A 19,314-nucleotide genomic window follows, 5' to 3' on the forward strand; every position below is an offset into this window, starting at 1 on the left:
TTTTAATCATTGCCTATTTTTTACTTATAATAATTCTTACTTAGCAGTTAACTCTTTTAATAACTTAGGAATAAACATAGCTTCTGTACTACTAATTACTATATTCCAATCTGGAAGAAGTTCCTCTAACTCACCTTTCAAAACTGCAACCTTTCCTGGAATTATAAGAGTTCTGTTCTTAGTTTTATCTGATATTCCACACTTCTTTATTTCATCAGCTATTGAAGCACCAGTAAATTTACCTGCAGCCCAGGATGTAAGAACAGAATATCCGCCTGCATCTGGTATAACCATCCATACTGGAACTTTAGATCTTTCAACTTCTCCTGAAACTAGGAAGTAAGTAAGAGCAAAGTCAACAGTACATAATACTGGTGAATTTTCATCTGGATTATTTATTCCATGTATACCCAAGTCAACTGTCATTGGTTTTTGTGGATCTGTAAATACATTCTGTCTTATACTATAAAGAGGAAGTGCTCTTGCATAATCCATATCACTTAAAACAAGTAATGAACCATATTTCAAAGTAAATAATGTAGATAAAGCTACTTCCATAAATTTATCAGCTTTAGTAAGTTCATCTAGGAATAGTATAGAAGGATATCCAAAAGTTCTATCCTGATTTTCAATATTTATTCTTCTAATTTGAACTGTATTTTCAAAAGCTTCTTTAATGGATTTTCCACCTGGATCAAGTACTAAGTTCTTATATCCTAATTTTTGTATTTCTTCTACTAAACCATAAAGAGCTTCCAATCCGTCTGCCTTTACACCTAAAGCTAATTTATCTTCTTTTACAAGTTCAACCATTTCTTTGAAGTTATCTTTATTAGCTCCATAAACTAATGGATTTTCATCTTTAACTAGTGGAAGAGCTTCTTTCATTACTGCTGCATCTTCACAAACTAGAGCATAAGCTACTTTTACTCCACTTGCTTTTATTTTATTTATCAAAGCAAGATATTTGTCTTTATTTCCTGCATATTTTATTGCAGCAAATTCGGTTTTCATTTGTTCACCGATTCTAACATAATCTACATCTTTTATATGTTGGATCTTAGCATCTACTTCTGCATCATCCATACTATCGGAAAATGCAACTGCAAATCTATTTCTATTTACAAAAGTTTTTTCATGACGGAATAAAACAGTTTCTCCACCTAATTTATATTCATTATCTCCCTTACCAATAGTTATTGTCTTCATAATTGGTGCAGTAGCTTCAGCTAATTTTTCCATTGCCTCATCACTCATATGAGGACATTTTCCTATTTCCACAGCTCCTGCTGCTACTTTCATTGAAAAAGCTAGACAAGTAGGAAAACCACAATCCTTACAATTCTTTTTTGGTGTTAATTTAAATATATTTAATCCTGTTAAAGCCATTTTTAATCCTCCTTATTTAATCCCAGTATAAATTTTAATTAACCTAATAATTCCTTAATAAAATTTCTAATTACTTCTACAGATTTTGGATGACGTAATATTACAGCATCTGTTCCTGATGCTAATACTCCGGATGCTGTTGCAACTTCCATGGAAACTGTTCTGTCTTCCTGACTTCCCCATTGTGGTGAATCTTCTTCTGAATCCATTGCTTCTTTTACTTTGCAAGCTTCGAAAGAAACAGGGCTTATTATAGGAATTTGAAGAGTTTTATCATCTTGACCAAGTGCTGCAAGTTTTACTCTGTCTAAAGTTGATATAACATATTCATAACCATATCCACCTGCCGCACATCCTACGTTGTCAACAAACTTTGTATTGTCTATTCCAAGTTGATTCATTAAAATATTTATCTGTTTTGCAAGGTTTATGTCAACTGAAGATTCAGCTACAACTTTGTCATTATAAGCCATTACGCCTGCAGCTCCTACTGTCTTATAATTATCTTCTACTGCAGACATTAAAAGTATATTGTGTCCTTCAGTTTCCTGAGCAACTTTTTCAAATAATTTTGCATCTTTTTCATGATTTCCTGTACCTGCAACTACTAATGGAGTTTTTATAGCTTCAACTACTGCTTTAGCTGTTTTAGCACAATCTTCTGGTGCAGCATCTGTACCGTTTGGATCAGCACTTATAAGTCTTAGGCATATAAAATCTGGACTATATTTTTCTTCTACAAATTGTGCCCATTTAACAGGATCTTTTGCAACATCCTTGTATATGTCTTTTAAAGGATCTATCCAGTCTTCTGGATATACATCCAAAATTTCCATACCTACTTTTGGGCTATTTCCTGTATCTCCATCAAAAGTGTAAAATGGTAATACTGATTCTCCTCCTAATTTTAATACTTTTTCTCCTGTTCCAATTTCAACTTCACCAATTTTGCCTGAAAATTTTTGTGTTGGTTTTTTGAACATAATGTATGCCTCCTTAATTTAATTTTCAAATTGAATTTTTGATAGTATTTCATTCAATGCTTTTCTGCATGAAGAATCCTCTGGCAGCTCTACTAATGCTTTTCCATCTGAATCAAATTGATAGACCATTTGGTCCATCGGCACAACTCCTACTAAATCCAGTTCTTGCTTTTTTATTTCTTCTTTTATTCCTGAATTCAATTTACCTTCTGGAGCTCTATTTACGATAAGAAAGATTTGGCCAACTTTTAACTTTAATTCAGCAACTAACCGTTTTATTCTTCCAACAGCCTGTATGCCTCTTCTGGAACAATCGCTTATCAGAAATAGAGTATCAATAGGATCTATAAGTTTTCTACTTAAGTGTTCCATTCCTGCTTCATTATCAACTACTATGTAATCATAATTACCAGAAAGTGAATCCACTTGTGCTTTAAGTATTCCATTAACATAACAATAACATCCTGGCCCCTGGGATCTTCCCATAACAATAAGGTCATAACCGTCTCCTTCAGCTACTGATGCATTTAATTTATACTTTAAATAATCTGCTTTCATCATACCTCCAGGAAAATTATCCCCTTCAAGTGATTTTTTATTTACGTCCTCTTTTATTTCTCCAATAGTTTCCTCAATGTCTGTTCCAAGTACTTCATTTAAATTAGCATTTGCATCAGCATCTACTGCTAAAATAGGTCCTGAACCTTTTTTTGTCAAATAATCTATTAAAAGACCTGTCAAAGTAGTTTTGCCGGTACCACCCTTACCTGCTACAGCTATTTTATATCCCATAGTACAACCTCCTTATATTGCTGTGTTTCAGATTACTTATAAAAAGCCTATTATAAATTTTATGCCTCTTATGTAGAAAACATCTTTAATTATATATTATATGTATAGGGCAAGATAGCCCTATACACATTAAACAATTTAATCAACAGAATGAACACATTGTTTGTGTACATCATGAAGAGCTTCCATCATTGCCTCAGACAAAGTCGGATGTGGATGAATAACTTCACCAACTCGTTCTGCTGTTAAACCAAGCTCACAAGCAACACCTAATTCTGAAATCATATCTGTTGCTCTATCACCTACAATAGCAGCTCCAATTATTACGTCCTTTTCGTCTGTAATAATCTTTACAAATCCTTGTAATTTACCCATAGCTTGAGCTTTTCCAAGCCCCCTAAAGTCAAATTTTCCAACCTTGTACTGGATTCCTGCTTTTTCAGCATCTTTCTCTTTCATACCTACAGAAGCTATTTCTGGTTCTACAAATGTACAACCAGGTACTGCTTTGTAACTCATCTTCTTCTTTTTATCTAAAACTGCATTTTGAACAGCTACAATACCTTCTCTTTCAGCTACATGTGCAAGAGCAGCAGTAGGAATTAAATCACCTATTGCATAAACTCCCTCTACATTAGTTTCTAAATATTCATTTACAATTATTCTTCCTTTTTGATCTTTCTTAATACCAATATCATCCAAACCTAAACCTTCAGCATAAGCTCTTCTTCCAACTGCTATGAGAAGTGTTTCAGCCTCTAAAACTTTTCCGCTTCCCAATGTAGCAGTTACCGTATCACCTTTAACTTCTACACTAGTTATACCATCGCCTACAAAGTATTTAATCTTATGCTGTTTGAAAATTCTCTGAAGTTGTTTTGCAACATCTTCATCTTCAAGTGGTGCAAGATGTGGAAGAGCTTCAACTACCTTAACTTCTACTCCCATACTATTTAAGAAGAATCCTATTTCACATCCTATAGGACCTCCACCAACTAGTATCATTGACTTTGGAAGTTTCTCTAAATTCAAAACTTCATCTGAAGTTATAACCTTTTTACCATCATACTTGAATACTCCAGGTGTAACAGGTACAGAACCAGTAGCAAGTATAATTTTATCTGCCGTTATGGATTCTTTAGATCCATCCTGCTTTGTAACCTCTACCTCTTTATTGCTTATAAGTTTTCCTGTTCCCCTTATAAGCTTTACCCCTCTATGTTCAAACATATATTCTATGCCTTTTACAAGTTGATCTACTACTTTATCTTTTCTCTTCATAATTGCATCAAAATCAGGTTTTGCTTCACCTTCAACATTAATTCCAAATTTTGATGCTCCTTTTATTACACTTAAAACATCTGTGGAAGCAAGCAGTGCTTTTGTAGGTATACATCCTACATTTAAGCAAGTTCCTCCTACAGCTTTCTTCTCAACTACAGTAACATCTGCTCCTAAAATTGCAGCTTGCAGTGCAGCTACATATCCTCCTGGTCCTCCACCAATTACAACTAATTTCATTCCTAATCGCCCCTTATTTTTTAATCCTATATTTTTATAATCCTGCTTCGTCCAATATTAATGGCACATTTTCTTCCGCACCAATTGCCATTATATGAACTCCATCGCAAAGTCCTGATTCTTTTACAGCCTTTATAAATTCTCCTGCTATCTTTATGCCTTCTTGAACTTTATCCTCAGCATTCTTCATCCTATTTATAAGTTCATCAGGTACGAATATACCAGGTACGTTTTTATTCATGTATTTAGCCATGCCAGCTGACTTTAAAGGTATTATGCCTACCATAACTTTAGCATCTATACCTTGAGCCTTAGTTTCTTCTTTGAATTTCTTTAAAGTTTCCATATCATAAACAGCTTGAGTTTGAAAGAATTTAGCTCCAGCTTTAATTTTCTTGTTCATTTTTATAACTTGAAGCTCTAACGGATCATATCTAGGTGTAACACAGCCCCCTAAAAAGAAATCTGGTTTCCCTTTTAAATCAGTTCCACCCATATCTTTTCCGCTATTTAAAATGCTTGCCACCTGTAATATTCCAACACTATCTAGATCATAAACTGGTTTTGCACCAGGGTGATCTCCTGTAGCAGTATAATCTCCAGTAAGAGCTAAAACATTTTCAATTCCAAAAACACCTGCAGATAACAATTCTCCTTGAATTGCTATTCTATTTCTATCTCTTCCTGTTATTTGAAATACAGGTTCTAATCCTGCATCTTTTAGTACTTTACAAGTAGCTAAAGACGTAGCCTTTAATGTAGCAGACTGAAAATCCGTTACATTAACTCCATGAACTCTTCCTTTTATCTTTTTGGCACATTCAACTAAATGAGAAAGATCCGTTCCCTTTGGAGGTGCCATTTCAGCTGTAACTGCAAATTCTCCCTTTTCAAAAGCTTCCTTCAATAAGCTCATTTTTTTAATCCCCCTTCTGATTACTACTTAGCATTTAAATTTATTTTTCTAGGATGTGCATTTATTTGATAATCTCTTGGTTTTCTTAATTCTTTTAGATTATCAAGTTGTCCTAGTTCTTTTAATTTATTGTATATTAATATCCAAGCACAATCATTTTCAGGATCAACTTCACATTTACCATCTCTTGCACCACCACAAGGTCCATTCAAAAGTCCCTTTGCACACATTGTAATTGGACATATTCCCCCTGTCCATCCAAGCTGGCAGTTTCCACAAGCTTTACAAGCTTCTGCATATTGGCCAACTCTTTCTACTTCACCTATAAACATAGTATTATTGCCTGGGTAAACGGGGATTTTTACTAACTTGGCTACAGTTTGAGTTCCATCTCCACAAGATAGGGATACTACTGCATCTGCCTCTTTTAATTCAGCCTTTAAGGACTTTAAATCTTTCCTTGTTTTTAAAAGATTGCATGAAGGGTCAAGTATTTTATATCCTAAAACTTTTTTACCTTGTTTTTCTAACTTGGCTTTCATTTCTAATATTTCTTCTTCTCCACCTACTTTACAAGTAGTTGCACACAAAGAACATCCTGTGATTATTACTTTTTCACTGTCTTTAAGGTAATCCAATAATTCATCAAAAGATTTTTTTTCTGAAATAATCATATTTATTCCTCCATTTATTTCACAGGTTTATAGGTTATTTTGTAACTTACAGGCCTTTACAATATGCTGTGCAAGTATAGATGATGTAACAGAGCCTACTCCTTTAGGAACAGGTGTTATCATTGAAGCTTTTGATTCACAGTCTTCTGTATCTACATCTCCACATAGCTTTCCACTTTCATCTACATTTATGCCTACATCTATAACTACGGCACCATCTTTTACATATTTTGAATCTATCATTTTAGCTTTTCCTATGCCTACTACCAATATGTCTGCCTGGGAACAAACCTTTGGCATATCAGTAGTTTTTGAATGACATACGGTAACTGTAGCATTTTCATTTAATAGGAGCATGCACGCTGGTTTTCCAACTACCATAGATCTTCCTACTATAACTGCATTCTTTCCCTTCATAGGAACTTTATAATGCTTAAGGATTTCTATAACAGCAGATGGTGTACAAGGTGCAAATCCTGTCATATCTTTTTCCATCAATTTAGCAACATTTACAGGACTAAAGCAATCTACATCTTTTTCAGGGGCGATTATATATTTTATAACGCTTTCATCTAATTGCTTAGGAAATGGTCTGAATACCATTATTGCATTTACAGTCTTGTCCGCATTTATTTTTTTCAATTCTTCAATAAACTTGTCTTGTGATATATCTGCTGGTAGCTCTTTAACAACTGCCTCTATTCCAATTTTTTCGCACTTTTTTAGAGCTCCTTTTTCATAAGCAAGGTCACTTCCGTTTGCTCCAACTCTTACTAATGTAAGTTTTGGAGTAATACCCTTTACCTTTAAATCATTAACTTCTTTAGTTAAAGCTTCACTTATAGCATCTGCCACTGGTTTACCTTTAATTATTTGACCCATACTTATATCTCCTTCATATTAAAATTAGCTATCTGTACCATACTAAACTAATTTACAAGTGCCTCCAGAAGAAATTAAGATTTCTTCTGGAGAATAATAATTTTATTTGGAAAGTGCACTAACTACTTTTTCATATACCTTATCTGCAATCTTAATGCCTTCTTCAACTAAAGGTTCCGTCTCTGCTTTTACCTTTTTAACATATTCCTGATCTTTAATAGAATTTATATTGATTATGACATTAAGCTGTGCTCCAATAATAGCAGCTCTTAGACACTGAACTCCTACACCAACATCACTTATTGCAAGTTTGGAGCAGTTATCTACAAGTGCCTCGTGGAGTTTTATTGCTTCATAAGCTTGTTTAACAATGCTTACTGGAACACTGCATGCTTGCTTTAGACACTTTTCTAAAGTCTCTTCCTTTAATTTTTTCTGCTCGTCAGTGTCTTTCGGCATTCCATAAGCCTTTGAAAGAGGTAAAAAGCACTCTGCATCTGCGTCCACCATCTTTAAAAGTTCTGCTTGAAGCTCATAAGCCCTTTTAAGTATGCCCTTTACCTTTTCATCATACTGTGCATACTTTTTCTTTCCTATTGTAAGGTTACATACCATGCCTCCAAGTGCCATTCCTATAGCACCTGTAATAGCTGATCCCCCACCTCCACCAGGAGTTGCAGCTTTAGATGCAAGAACTTCTATAAAATCTGTGCAGCTTTTATCTGCTAATTTCATATTGTTTCCTCCTAAATGTTTTAGAATAATCCGCTTATTACTCCATTTTCATCTACATCTATTTTTTCAGCAGACGGAACTTTTCCAAGACCTGGCATCTTCATTATTGAACCAGTTACTGCAACTACAAAACCTGCTCCAGCAGAAATTGTAACCTGTCTTACTGTAATGTTAAATCCTGTTGGTCTTCCAAGTTTAGTCTGGTCATCAGTTAATGAGTATTGAGTCTTTGCTATACATACTGGAGTTTTATCGAATCCCAATTTTTCAAGCTCATTAATTTCTTTATCTGCCTGACTTGTGAAAGTAACATCATCAGCACCATATATCTTTTGAGCTACTGCTCTTATTTTATCTCTGATTGGTAACTTTTCATCATAAGCAAACTGGAAGTCATTTTTCTCTTCTTTTATAAGTCTAAGCACTTCTTCAGCAACTTCCATTCCACCTTCGCCGCCTTTAGCCCAAACTTCTGATAATTTTACATTTACGCCTAATTCTTTACATTTATCTTCTACTAATTTTAATTCTGCCTGTGTATCTGTAGGGAATGCATTTAATGCAACTACTGCTGGTAATTTATATACCTTAGTTATATTCTCTACATGTTTTAATAGATTTGGAATTCCTTTTTCAAGAGCTTCTAAGTTTTCATTATTTAAGTCAGCCTTTGGAACTCCACCATTGTATTTTAATGCTCTAACTGTAGCAACTATTATTACTGCATCTGGTTTTAATCCTGCCATTCTGCACTTGATATCTAAGAATTTTTCAGCACCTAGGTCAGCACCGAAACCTGCCTCCGTAACTACATATTCACCAAAGTGAAGAGCCATTCTAGTAGCCATTATTGAGTTACATCCATGTGCTATATTTGCAAATGGTCCGCCATGTACAAATGCTGGTGTTCCTTCAAGAGTTTGAACTAGATTTGGTTTTAATGCATCTTTAAGAAGTGCTGCCATAGCTCCTTCAGCTTTTAAATCATGAGCTGTTACAGGTTTGCCATCTCTAGTATATCCTATAACTATTTTAGCAATTCTATTCTTTAAATCAATTATATCAGTTGATAAACAGAATATAGCCATTATTTCTGAAGCAACTGTTATATCAAATCCATCTTCTCTAGGTGTACCATTAGCTTTTCCACCTAATCCATCAACTACAAACCTAAGCTGTCTATCGTTCATGTCTACACATCTTCTCCAAGCAATTCTTCTTGGGTCTATGTTAAGTTTGTTGCCTTGATATATATGATTGTCTATCATTGCTGCAAGTAAATTGTTAGCAGCTGTGAGTGCATGTATATCTCCTGTAAAGTGTAGGTTTATGTCTTCCATAGGTACTACTTGAGCATATCCACCGCCGGCAGCTCCACCTTTTATACCAAATACAGGTCCCATAGATGGTTCTCTAAGTGCAACGACAACGGATTTTCCCATTCTATTTAATGCATCTGCTACACCTATTGCTGTAGTAGTTTTTCCTTCTCCAGCAGGTGTTGGGTTTATAGCTGTACATAATATAAGTTTTCCATTCTTACTAGGTGTAGTTTTTAACAAGTTGTAATTTACCTTTGCTTTGTATTTACCATACAACTCAATATCATCTTCGGAAATATTTAGTTTTTTTGCAACTTCCTTAATGTCCTTCATTGTGCATTCTTGAGCTATTTCAATATCTGATTTATAAGTCATTTAAAATACCCCCATCTCTAATTTTTGTTTTATATTTTTTACCTCCTCAACGGTTTCCTTATTGGAGTCGTAAGGAGATTGATTGACTCTATCAGAACTTCCAACTGTGTCACTATAATGTATAAATCCAAGACATTCTTTTTCATCTATATTTTCCAATACAAATTCTTCGTCCTTTTTATTTCTAATTTTATTTGCTACCACAAATATATTTTCTATTCCTATATCCTTAGCTAATTTTTTTACATGTTTGAACGTTTGTATACTTCTTATTCCAGGTTCTACAACAACAATAAATACATCTACACCTTGTGCTGTTCCCCTTCCTAAATGTTCAATACCTGCTTCCATATCCATTATGACGATGTCTTTATTTTGGAGCATTAAATGTGACGTGAGCTTTTTAAGCAAAACATTTTCCGGGCAGAAACAACCTGTTCCACCTGTATCAACTGTTCCCATAGTTAAAAGTCTTACACCTTTGTATTCCTTGCAATATCTTTCTGGTATATCATCAACTTTAGGATTTATTTTAAACATTTTTCCAAAAGATCCTGGAGTAGAACTTGTTCTCTCTGCTACTAACTTTTTCATTTCTGAAATTGGAACAATTTCATCTGATATCTCTTTTGGAAATCCTAATGCTAATGCCAAATTGGGATCAGGATCTGCATCCACAGCTAAAACATTATATCCTTCTTCTGCATATATTCTACTCATTATCGCTGAAAATGTAGTTTTACCTACACCACCTTTACCTGTTATAGCCATTTTCATTTTCATATGTAGTCCCTCCCATTTTGAACAACCATTTTATATAATTTATTTAAAATACAAACTTAATATATACTTTTATCTACAAATATATTCCCTTATAATTTATGTATTTGTAGATAAATTATAAATTTTATTCTACATTATACCATCTATAAATTAAAATTCTTCTCAAAATGATATGTAATCTTGACTTCATATCATTTTGAGAACATATTTTTATATCATATTGAGCCATGCAAAATTAAAATTAGCTTTTAAGCCATTTTAACTTTGGCATGGCAATTGCTTGTCTTTATTATTAGATACCTAATTTTTTACGTTTTTCATTCATCCTATTAACCATTTGTTCAACTGCTTTATGAGGATCTGTTTCTATAAAGAATTTAGCTCCTACCCAATCTTCCATCTTATTAGTAAGAATATCTACAACTTCTGGACCGCCTGTTACTGGAGGTGTTACTCCAAGCCAAGTATCTATACCTGAAGTTACTACATAAGTACCTATAGAAACAGCTTTTTCTGACATCCATTCTGGTGCTACACCTACAACTGGAAGATCACTCATATCTGTACCTAAGAAATTAGCTACTCTACCAACTAAGTCTAATATACGGCTTATATCAACACAAGAACCCATATGAAGTACTGGTGGTATACCAACAAGCTTACATACAGTAGCTAGTCCTGGTCCTGCATATTTTTCTGCTGCTTCTAATTGCATTAATCCATATTCTGCTGCTGCTTGAGCTGCACAACCTGTAGCAACAACTATTACATCATTCTTTATTAATCCCTTTATGGTCTCAATATGTGCAGAATTATGAGTAACTTTAGGATTGTTACAACCAACTACACCTGCAGCACCTCTTAATACTCCTGATACTAAAACATCTGCCAAAGGCTTTACAGTTTGCATTGGTCCTATTTGTGTATTAACAACTTTGTCCAATTTGTTTATTACTTCTTCAACACTATATCCTACAATTCCCTTTGATTTCAATTCAGGAATCATTACTTTACTGTTATCTCTATTTTTAAAGTTTAATATTGCTTCTTTTAAAATCTGTTTAGCAGAATCAAGTGGATGTTCTTCATCAAATTCGATATAAGTTGAATCTGTGATATGTGCCTTTGGTGAAGTCGTTATAAACTTAGTATGATATGACTTAGTCAATTTTGCTAATGCTGGCATAATACACTGTACATCAACTATAAGTCCATCTACTGCTCCTGTAACTACAGCCAATTCCTGCTGCATAAAGTTTCCTGCTATTTTAATACCATGTCTCATAGAAACTTCATTTCCAGTACAGCACATTCCGCATAAGTTTATTCCATCAGCACCTACTGATTTAGCAAGTTCAACTAGTTCTGGATCTGATGCTGCTTCTACTATCATATCTGAAAGAAGAGGTTCATGTCCGTGTAAAACTACATTTACAGAATTCTTTTCAAGTACTCCAAGATTTGCTTCTGTCTCAATGGACTTAGGTGTTCCAAACATTATATCACTAAATTCTGTAGCCATATATGATCCTAACCATCCATCACCTAGTGAACATCTCATAGCCATTTTAATCATAGCTTCTGCATCTGCATTACATCCTATATGTGTTGAGTGCATAACTGCAGCTATTTCTCTATCAATTGCCCTTGGAACTATGTCAAGTTTATCCCATATTTCCTTTCTCTTTGGTGGAAGGGACGGTGGAAGTTTAACTTCTCCCATTTGTCTACCATAATCATCTAGTCCTCTTTTAGCTACATCATGAGCTATATCATATATGTCTCTTCCTTCAGTTTCTACATCATATATTTTTGCAACTTCTTTCAATTTCTTTTCATCTTTAACTTTTATATCTCCATCTTTACTGGAGTGGTATAAGCTAAGTGCTATACTTCTACCATGATCTGAATGTGCAGCAGCTCCGCCTACAACCATTCTTGCAAAATTTCTAGATACAATTACATCTGCTGTAGCACCACATATACCTCTTTCTACACCTTTTCCTGGCACTGGACTTACTCTACAAGGACCCATGCTGCAATTTCTACAGCAAACTCCTGCTGACCCAAATCCACACTGTACCTTCATGTCTGCTTTCCTATCTAAAGCAGTTTCAACCCCATCTTTTTTTGCCTTGTCCAATAATTGTAAAGTAGCTTGATCAATTGACTTTGCCTTTTCTTCCATTTTAATAATTCCCTCCTTAAAGAAATAACTTCAATTTTTGTTGTAATTACTTCTTAAAATAACTTAATTTTACCTAAAACCCTATTTTTTTATTTTAATTAATTGTAATAAATACAATTATAATTATAACCTTTTTACTACATAAAATAAATATATTTACTATAAAAAATGTTAAAAAATAAACATCCATTTAAGTATAATCTTGGTTATTAATATTATTAATAAATTATTTGTGAATTTAATAAGAAAATAAATATTATTATTTGAAATATACAATTGCATGTGACATATTTTGGTTTTTTAAGCATTACATGGATGTAAAAAAATTTAAGAAACGTTTACAATATTATTACATAACTTCTTCAATTACATATTACCATAATAACGTACAACTTGAAAAGGATTTTTTTAAAAAAATCAAAAAATTTTTTAGGCAAATTTCTACTGTTTAAGTCTAGTATTTAAAAAATATCTATACTAGTTTGGTATATATTTAACAAACATTTGGAAGTTTGCTCCAATTTCAAAATTAAACTATTCTGGAACTATTATGACTATCTTTGGTGAATTTTTAACAACTTTACTAGTAACAGAACCAACCATCCTAGCTAACCCTTTTTTAGTAGACTTAGTCATTATTATAATGTCGAAATTATCCTGCGAAGCCTTTTTTAATATTTCATCTCCAGCATATCCAAAATCAAAAAACTTATTTACAGTATATCCCTGAAGTTCTTTTTCTGCCCTGTCTAAAACAATCTCCCCTGTTTCACGTGCTCTATCAACTTTATCCGTAATCACCATATCATTTACTATAACTATTTCTGAAATATTCATAACTGTAACTTCTACTTCATCTCTTTTAAACATTTTTTTTAATAAGTCAAGAGAATGCATGCTCCTGTCAGTTCCATCTAATGGTATTAATATTTTAGTTTTTGCCATACCAAACACCTCTTTCACACCTTTAGTAAATATTTATACTTATGTTATTCTATATTAGAACTCATCTTTCCTGCTTTTATAAAATTTTATTTGAATCTATTGATTATGACTCAACTTTCGCACATATAAAATTTTGACTTAATATAAAAATAGTGCGAAGCAATTTGCTTAGTTGAGAATTGAGAGTGGAAAGTGGAGAGTTAATGTGGATTTTTTTCGTTGCACTACAAAAAATCTTTAATTAAATTTTGAAGCCTCGTTTCGCTAAAGCGAAACATTGATGGTTCATATAAGTTTAAAGATTTTTTGCGATAGCTAAAAATCAACCGTCACTCTCAACTCTCAATTTTCAACTCTCATCTCAAAAAGCTTTGCTTCGCAAAGTTTTTAAACTATGAAAGTTGAGTTATGAAAATTTTTAAATTAGGCAAACGCATCAAGTATATTATTACTGGAAGTATTTTTACTACTCGTACCACTAGAATTAACGGTATCATTTTTCAGTGATTTTACTTGCTGGTTATCGATTTGTGTCGTTTTTTGTGATTGACTTTGTTGAATCTGCGACTGAATCTGCTGAAGCTGTGCTTCAAGTTCTTTGATCTTTGCTTGTTTTGTCTTTTCATCATCTTTACTTGAATTTTCCTGCTGGATCTGCTGCTGGATAGACTGTTTCTCTTTTTCAAGCTCGCTTACATCACTGCTGCTTGAAACTGAACTTGAAACTGAAATTGAAGCTTTTGATATAGAAGAAATTGATGAAATACTCATTTTAAGACCTCCTAGAAATTTTATTATTTATATCCCTTCCTTAGATAAGTTTAATATGGTAACATTAATTTTTTCTTAAAAAGTCTCTAAACAAAAAAATCAACTTATACTCCGGATATTTTTACGTATAAGTTGATCTTTCGTTTAGAAACTCTATTTTTGCTTAGTGCTCACAATGGTGATTGCAAAGCTCATTTTTATCTTCTAATTTTCCGTCAATATAACTTTGAACAACATCTCTGTATTCACCAGATGCCCCTTTTATTACTTTGAGACCGCACTGTTGCAATCCCATCAAAGCTCCTCCACCAATACCTCCAGTTATTACTAAATCGACATTATGTTTTACTAATAAATTTGCAAGTCCCTCATGTTGATGAGCTAATTGAACTGTAGATACTTCTTCAACATTTCCAATTTTGTTGTCCTCAACAGTTACAATTACAAAACTCTGACTCATACCAAAATGTTGGTTAACCATATTTCCGTTATTAGGTAATGCTATTTTCATAAACTTTCCCTCCAATTTTTGTCATATGCTACTTTCATTATATCATTTTTAATCTTATTTGCAATACTCTCAAATAGTTTTTCCACAATTAGACGTTATTATCACTTTTTATATTTCTACACCATTTTCTACAAAATTTCGCCTTTTTATTGCATATAACTTCTTCTGAACCACAAATAGGACAAGTATATCTATCTTGCTCATATTTTATTTCATATACATTACCGCAATGTAAACACTTAAATTTACAGTAGGTTGTAGTATAGTTACCTCCATTTATTCTTATGGCATTTCCTTCTGTTAAGGCAACAGCTACTTTTTTTCTGGCACTATCTATGATGTTTTGAAAGGTTTGCCTGGATACCTGCATTTTTTGAGCACATTCTTCTTGATTTAATTCTTCAATATCCTTTAACCTCATTGCCTCAAGTTCTTCTACCTTTAAAACAATTTCCTCAATTTTACACTTATGTTTTCCCCAGGGTACAAAATAAGTATTTTCCGGGAAAAACTCTACTCTTCTAAACTTTGTTGGCCTTGGCATTTTAACTCCTCCCTGCATTTACTACATAATCCTATAAACATAATATTTAAATCATATATTTCTAAGTCATTTTCTGCTTCTACTTTTTTATTTAGTCTCAGATAGTCAAAGTTTAAACTTTGACTATCTATATCAATTATACTATTACAATTAGAACATTTAAAATGCATATGCAGGGGTTTTCTACTAAATATTTTCATTTCATAGTAACTTATTCTATTGATACTTATTTATTTTACTATTCTTAATTCATGAAAGCATCCTTTAAAATTATTCGTTACAATGTCCTTCGTATTTATGTTCCTCACAAACACTTCCTGTTGATTTTAATTCACCTTTAATATATTTTTGTACCATATCATCACATAAGCCTTGCGCACCAACTATTACCTCAATTTCATTTTCATTAAATAACTGTTGTGCTGTTTCTCCCATACCTCCTGCAATAATTACATTTACATTTAAACCTTTTAAAAACACTGGAAGATATCCTGGTCTATGTCCTGGATTTGCAGTAAATTGTCCCTGAGATGCCTTTCCATTCTCTACATCATATATTGTGAAACCTTCACAATGTCCAAAATGTCCACTTACATACTTTCCATCACTTGCAATTGCTATTTTCATTTAAATTTCCTCCTTATATTTTAATTGATAATTTATAATTTTATACTTAACGCTAAAAATTTAGAAAAAGCTCTTTATAGTATTCCACATATCTTCAATAGCTTTTTCTGCCATACTTTCCTTATAAAAAGTTATAGGTTTTAATTCATTTATGGACTTCATAACAGTATCATCATAAGGAATTTTGCCTACTAACTCTAAATTTTCCAAGAAGATAAATTTTTCTATTCTTTTACTCATTTCTTCATTTATATCATATTTATTTATACATACCATAATAAAAATTTCAAAATGTTTACACAAATTTACTACTCTCATTAAATCTTCAAGACCTGATTTTGTAGGTTCAGTAACAACCAACACAGCATCACTACCTGTTACAGACGATATTACAGGACATCCAATACCAGGTGATCCATCTATTATAGTCAACTTATTATCATAATTAAACTTTTTCCCATTTTTTCTTAAATAACTTACTAATTTTCCTGACCCATCACCCCCTATTTTCATTTCTGCTCTTGAAATTATTCCTTTATCTAACTCAGTAATGAAAGTACTTGCTACATCTTGATCTTTTAATTTTATAGCATTATGAGGACATACTAATGTACATGCACCACAACCTTCACACTCAAATAAATCTACTTTAAAGTCTGTTATAGCTTGAAATTTACATACGGTTTCACATTTCCCACATTTTTTACACATAGATTCATTTATAGAAGCCTTTTTACCACCTATAAAACCTTTTTTTTCTATATCTTTTCCTTTATAAAACATGTAAAGATTTGGGGCATCTACATCGCAATCTATCCTTATTACATCTTTTGCAATTTCAGCTAATGCTGTTGCAATAGTAGTTTTTCCTGTTCCTCCTTTTCCACTCACAACTACTAATTCCAAGCTAACACCTCCCTTATCTTCTGTGAGAGTTTATCAAATATTGCTTTGTGGCATAAATCATCATATAATATTTGGCCCTTAGAATAAAGTATTGCTGTATCCTTACTATAGTCAATAGTACCTAACAACATAATCTTTTCTTCTTTACAATATTTTTTTATTATATTGTCCTTTTTATCATCTTTATTTATAACTATACCAAAAGGTATGTTATACATCTTTACAAGTTCTACAGCCATTTTTAAATCATGAAGTCCAAACTCTGAAGGTTCTGTAACGAGCATTGCAGCATCAGCATATTTTAAAGTATTTATTACATTACAGGAAGTTCCAGGTGGACAATCAATTAAATTAACTTCTCCTGACAAATTCTCAAGTAATTCTTTAATAACAGGTACTGCCATAGGTTCACTTATATTTAAAATTCCTCTACTGCATTTTATATCTCTTGATGTTCCTTTTTCAATTTTCCCTATTTCTCTTTTACCATAAGTTACAGCATTGTATTTACATACAATTTCACAAGCACCACAGCCATGACACAACTTTTGAAAAAGGAAAAGATCATCCTTCACTTTTGCAAGGGCATTAAATTGACATGCATTTGCACAAGCACCACAGGCAGTACATTTACGAGCATCTATTATTGGATATTCTACTTTCACCGATTCTACTACATCTACTTTAGGTTTTAGGAACAGAAAACCATTTGGTTCTTCTACATCACAATCTACATAGTCTGCCTTTAAAGCAAGAGCAAGATTAGTAGATACTGTAGTTTTTCCTGTTCCTCCTTTTCCACTAAGTACTGCTATATTCACTATACACTCATCTCCAACTTAATAAATTCTTCAATGGTGTGCTGGACCAGAAATTTTTATTTCTTCAAGTTCGTTATTTTTATACTTCTGAAGAACTGAGTTTATATCTATACTACTGCACTTATAAGCTTTGATTCCTGATTTTTCAACAAGCTCAAATGCATTAGGTCCAAGATTACCTGTAATAATAGCAGTTACTTTTTCATCTATTAATTGATTAGATGCAGCAATACCTGCTCCTCCACTTGAACTTTGACCTTTGTTTTCTATGACTTTAATTTCTCCACTTTCAGTGTCATGAATTTGAAAGTACTTGCACCTTCCAAACCTACTATCAAGTAAATCTTCAGCATTTTTTCCTGCTGATGAAATTGCTATTTTCATCACTATCCCTCCAAATCTTCAATTATATTTTTGCTATAGATATGAATTATATTCCAAAATAAACTCATATCTCAGTTATGTTATTGGCATTTGCTATTTTCATAGTATCACTAATATTTATTATTGTCAAATGCCAATAACTTATATTTTTATAAATTGATTATTTCATATCATTTTTATTGTCTAAAGATTCACATTGTTTACATTTAAAACATTTAATAGGATGAACAACATCGTTATTAAGTGACCAGTCTCTCATTGCCTTCAATATATCCAACATGCTTGTACCCATTTCGCTTAAACTATATTCAACACGGGATGGAATCTCCGCATATACTTTACGTACTATAAGACCATCTTGCTCCATTTTCCTCAATTCCTGAGTTAAAACTTTAGCACTTATACCTGAGATTTTTCTATTTAACAATCCATAACGTACAGGTCCTTTTATTAATTCTTTTAATATGAGTATTTTCCACTTTCCACTTATTAATGATAATGTAGTCTCAATAGGGCATCTATATTTCATGTAAAAACCTCCCTTCAATAGTTACTTTTATGTTAGTATTGTTACAAAAAAGTGCATACTTGATAAATATAATAATTGTTGTAACATATTAGTTGAATAATTTATATAAATTTTTAGTAAGTATTTAAATTACTGGAATAAGAATATAAATTAATTACAATTTTTAGATGTGAGGTGTATATTATGAACAAACTTGATGAAAAGGTAAAAAAATTATTAAACGAATCAAAAGCATGGATTATGTCTACAATGGACACAACCCCTAATGCAGTACCTATTCTTTTTAAAAAGATGGATAATGAAGACAACCTTATCCTTTTCGATGTTTTTATGAAAAAGTCCATTGAAAATATTAAAAAGAATTCACAAATTGCAATTACTATATACAATGACGAAACATTGGAAGGATATCAATTGAAAGGTACAGCAACATATTCAATTGATTCAAAGCTTTTAGAAGAAGGAAATTCAATAACATCTAAAATGAACCTAACAACCAAAGGTGCTGTCATTGTAAATGTAAAAGAAACATTCATTCTAACCCCTGGTCCTAATAATGGGCATATTCTCTAATGCCTTTTACTAAAATAGATTTATTCTCAAATACCCATAACTCCCTTTAAACTATTTTGTTTTAAATTACCCCCATCAGAATATACTTAAAAAATCTACCCGTAACTACAAAACGGTTACGGGTAATTTATAATTCATTTATA

General features: G+C 32.4%; 21 protein-coding genes and 1 pseudogene. 1 reads left to right on the forward strand and 21 read right to left on the reverse strand.

Annotated elements, in window-relative coordinates:
* Positions 1-36: 36 nt before the first annotated feature.
* From acsC to B5S50_RS08260, 21 genes and pseudogenes are all read right to left on the reverse strand, one after another.
* Positions 37-1,389, reverse strand: a complete 1,353-nt coding sequence (acsC, locus tag B5S50_RS08160) for an acetyl-CoA decarbonylase/synthase complex subunit gamma (protein WP_217303547.1) — start codon at positions 1,387-1,389, stop codon at positions 37-39.
* Positions 1,390-1,427: 38 nt separating this feature from the next.
* A complete protein-coding gene (gene acsD / locus B5S50_RS08165; RefSeq protein ID WP_065079732.1) occupies positions 1,428-2,372 on the reverse strand; it encodes an acetyl-CoA decarbonylase/synthase complex subunit delta in 945 nt (314 codons plus the stop codon).
* A gap of 18 nt (positions 2,373-2,390) precedes the next feature.
* Positions 2,391-3,164 carry an AAA family ATPase gene (locus tag B5S50_RS08170; protein WP_065079733.1) on the reverse strand — a complete coding sequence of 258 codons (774 nt, stop codon included), beginning with the start codon at positions 3,162-3,164 and terminating at the stop codon, positions 2,391-2,393.
* A 138-nt stretch (positions 3,165-3,302) separates the two neighbouring features.
* Positions 3,303-4,685, reverse strand: a complete 1,383-nt coding sequence (gene lpdA / locus B5S50_RS08175; protein ID WP_217303548.1) for a dihydrolipoyl dehydrogenase — start codon at positions 4,683-4,685, stop codon at positions 3,303-3,305.
* Between the two features lie 34 nt (positions 4,686-4,719).
* Positions 4,720-5,601 carry a methylenetetrahydrofolate reductase gene (locus B5S50_RS08180; RefSeq protein WP_217303549.1) on the reverse strand — a complete coding sequence of 294 codons (882 nt, stop codon included), beginning with the start codon at positions 5,599-5,601 and terminating at the stop codon, positions 4,720-4,722.
* A gap of 23 nt (positions 5,602-5,624) precedes the next feature.
* Complete coding sequence (locus tag B5S50_RS08185; protein WP_217303550.1) at positions 5,625-6,275, reverse strand: methylenetetrahydrofolate reductase C-terminal domain-containing protein; 651 nt, start codon at positions 6,273-6,275, stop codon at positions 5,625-5,627.
* A gap of 27 nt (positions 6,276-6,302) precedes the next feature.
* Entirely contained in the window at positions 6,303-7,157 is an 855-nt protein-coding gene (locus B5S50_RS08190) for a bifunctional 5,10-methylenetetrahydrofolate dehydrogenase/5,10-methenyltetrahydrofolate cyclohydrolase (RefSeq protein WP_065079736.1), read from the reverse strand.
* A gap of 102 nt (positions 7,158-7,259) precedes the next feature.
* Positions 7,260-7,892: a cyclodeaminase/cyclohydrolase family protein gene (locus tag B5S50_RS08195; RefSeq protein WP_217303551.1), complete on the reverse strand. Its 633-nt coding sequence runs from the start codon at positions 7,890-7,892 to the stop codon at positions 7,260-7,262.
* Between the two features lie 20 nt (positions 7,893-7,912).
* On the reverse strand, positions 7,913-9,589 hold the full coding sequence (locus tag B5S50_RS08200) for a formate--tetrahydrofolate ligase (RefSeq protein ID WP_217303552.1): 1,677 nt from the start codon (positions 9,587-9,589) through the stop codon (positions 7,913-7,915).
* The gene (locus B5S50_RS08205; protein ID WP_217303788.1) at positions 9,590-10,366 is read right to left on the reverse strand and encodes an AAA family ATPase; all 777 of its coding nucleotides are present in this window, start codon (positions 10,364-10,366) and stop codon (positions 9,590-9,592) included.
* 298 nt (positions 10,367-10,664) lie between these two features.
* Complete coding sequence (gene cooS, locus B5S50_RS08210) at positions 10,665-12,560, reverse strand: anaerobic carbon-monoxide dehydrogenase catalytic subunit (RefSeq protein WP_217303553.1); 1,896 nt, start codon at positions 12,558-12,560, stop codon at positions 10,665-10,667.
* Between the two features lie 534 nt (positions 12,561-13,094).
* The gene (locus B5S50_RS08215; RefSeq protein WP_065079739.1) at positions 13,095-13,505 is read right to left on the reverse strand and encodes a universal stress protein; all 411 of its coding nucleotides are present in this window, start codon (positions 13,503-13,505) and stop codon (positions 13,095-13,097) included.
* Positions 13,506-13,928: 423 nt separating this feature from the next.
* Entirely contained in the window at positions 13,929-14,276 is a 348-nt protein-coding gene (locus B5S50_RS08220; RefSeq protein ID WP_217303554.1) for a FlxA-like family protein, read from the reverse strand.
* A gap of 163 nt (positions 14,277-14,439) precedes the next feature.
* Positions 14,440-14,787, reverse strand: a complete 348-nt coding sequence (locus tag B5S50_RS08225) for a NifB/NifX family molybdenum-iron cluster-binding protein (protein WP_065079741.1) — start codon at positions 14,785-14,787, stop codon at positions 14,440-14,442.
* 88 nt (positions 14,788-14,875) lie between these two features.
* Positions 14,876-15,331, reverse strand: coding sequence for a DUF134 domain-containing protein (locus tag B5S50_RS08230; protein ID WP_217303555.1), 456 nt, complete (start codon positions 15,329-15,331; stop codon positions 14,876-14,878).
* Positions 15,301-15,588, reverse strand: a pseudogene (locus B5S50_RS08235) (transcriptional repressor); the annotation flags it as partial. The pseudogene B5S50_RS08235 and the gene B5S50_RS08230, both read right to left, overlap by 31 nt.
* Positions 15,589-15,601: 13 nt before the next feature.
* The gene (locus tag B5S50_RS08240) at positions 15,602-15,958 is read right to left on the reverse strand and encodes a NifB/NifX family molybdenum-iron cluster-binding protein (protein WP_217303557.1); all 357 of its coding nucleotides are present in this window, start codon (positions 15,956-15,958) and stop codon (positions 15,602-15,604) included.
* Between the two features lie 60 nt (positions 15,959-16,018).
* Positions 16,019-16,864, reverse strand: a complete 846-nt coding sequence (locus B5S50_RS08245; protein ID WP_217303558.1) for an ATP-binding protein — start codon at positions 16,862-16,864, stop codon at positions 16,019-16,021.
* Positions 16,855-17,685 carry a P-loop NTPase gene (locus B5S50_RS08250; RefSeq protein ID WP_217303559.1) on the reverse strand — a complete coding sequence of 277 codons (831 nt, stop codon included), beginning with the start codon at positions 17,683-17,685 and terminating at the stop codon, positions 16,855-16,857. Before B5S50_RS08250 ends, B5S50_RS08245 begins: the two co-directional genes overlap by 10 nt.
* Before the next feature lie 30 nt (positions 17,686-17,715).
* On the reverse strand, positions 17,716-18,069 hold the full coding sequence (locus B5S50_RS08255; protein ID WP_217303560.1) for a NifB/NifX family molybdenum-iron cluster-binding protein: 354 nt from the start codon (positions 18,067-18,069) through the stop codon (positions 17,716-17,718).
* A 160-nt stretch (positions 18,070-18,229) separates the two neighbouring features.
* Positions 18,230-18,598, reverse strand: coding sequence for a helix-turn-helix domain-containing protein (locus B5S50_RS08260; RefSeq protein ID WP_217303561.1), 369 nt, complete (start codon positions 18,596-18,598; stop codon positions 18,230-18,232).
* A 183-nt stretch (positions 18,599-18,781) separates the two neighbouring features.
* Between B5S50_RS08260 and B5S50_RS08265 the strand changes: the two genes are divergently transcribed.
* Positions 18,782-19,171 carry a pyridoxamine 5'-phosphate oxidase family protein gene (locus B5S50_RS08265; protein ID WP_217303562.1) on the forward strand — a complete coding sequence of 130 codons (390 nt, stop codon included), beginning with the start codon at positions 18,782-18,784 and terminating at the stop codon, positions 19,169-19,171.
* Positions 19,172-19,314: the final 143 nt, after the last annotated feature.

Source organism: Clostridium sp. 001, from assembly GCF_019056555.1.
Classification (GTDB): Bacteria; Bacillota; Clostridia; order Clostridiales; family Clostridiaceae; genus Clostridium_B; species Clostridium_B ragsdalei.

Coding starts and splice junctions, on each gene's coding strand:
- B5S50_RS08230 (WP_217303555.1), bottom strand. CDS start 15,331: ATGCCAAGGCCAACAAAGTTTAGAAGAGTAGAGTTTTTCCCGGAAAAT.
- B5S50_RS08190 (WP_065079736.1), bottom strand. CDS start 7,157: ATGGGTCAAATAATTAAAGGTAAACCAGTGGCAGATGCTATAAGTGAA.
- B5S50_RS08240 (WP_217303557.1), bottom strand. CDS start 15,958: ATGAAAATAGCAATTGCAAGTGATGGAAAGTATGTAAGTGGACATTTT.
- acsC (WP_217303547.1), bottom strand. CDS start 1,389: ATGGCTTTAACAGGATTAAATATATTTAAATTAACACCAAAAAAGAAT.
- B5S50_RS08170 (WP_065079733.1), bottom strand. CDS start 3,164: ATGGGATATAAAATAGCTGTAGCAGGTAAGGGTGGTACCGGCAAAACT.
- B5S50_RS08185 (WP_217303550.1), bottom strand. CDS start 6,275: ATGATTATTTCAGAAAAAAAATCTTTTGATGAATTATTGGATTACCTT.
- B5S50_RS08260 (WP_217303561.1), bottom strand. CDS start 18,598: ATGAAATATAGATGCCCTATTGAGACTACATTATCATTAATAAGTGGA.
- B5S50_RS08220 (WP_217303554.1), bottom strand. CDS start 14,276: ATGAGTATTTCATCAATTTCTTCTATATCAAAAGCTTCAATTTCAGTT.
- lpdA (WP_217303548.1), bottom strand. CDS start 4,685: ATGAAATTAGTTGTAATTGGTGGAGGACCAGGAGGATATGTAGCTGCA.
- B5S50_RS08195 (WP_217303551.1), bottom strand. CDS start 7,892: ATGAAATTAGCAGATAAAAGCTGCACAGATTTTATAGAAGTTCTTGCA.
- B5S50_RS08255 (WP_217303560.1), bottom strand. CDS start 18,069: ATGAAAATAGCAATTTCATCAGCAGGAAAAAATGCTGAAGATTTACTT.
- B5S50_RS08205 (WP_217303788.1), bottom strand. CDS start 10,366: ATGAAAATGGCTATAACAGGTAAAGGTGGTGTAGGTAAAACTACATTT.
- cooS (WP_217303553.1), bottom strand. CDS start 12,560: ATGGAAGAAAAGGCAAAGTCAATTGATCAAGCTACTTTACAATTATTG.
- B5S50_RS08215 (WP_065079739.1), bottom strand. CDS start 13,505: ATGGCAAAAACTAAAATATTAATACCATTAGATGGAACTGACAGGAGC.
- B5S50_RS08180 (WP_217303549.1), bottom strand. CDS start 5,601: ATGAGCTTATTGAAGGAAGCTTTTGAAAAGGGAGAATTTGCAGTTACA.
- B5S50_RS08265 (WP_217303562.1), top strand. CDS start 18,782: ATGAACAAACTTGATGAAAAGGTAAAAAAATTATTAAACGAATCAAAA.
- B5S50_RS08200 (WP_217303552.1), bottom strand. CDS start 9,589: ATGACTTATAAATCAGATATTGAAATAGCTCAAGAATGCACAATGAAG.
- acsD (WP_065079732.1), bottom strand. CDS start 2,372: ATGTTCAAAAAACCAACACAAAAATTTTCAGGCAAAATTGGTGAAGTT.
- B5S50_RS08225 (WP_065079741.1), bottom strand. CDS start 14,787: ATGAAAATAGCATTACCTAATAACGGAAATATGGTTAACCAACATTTT.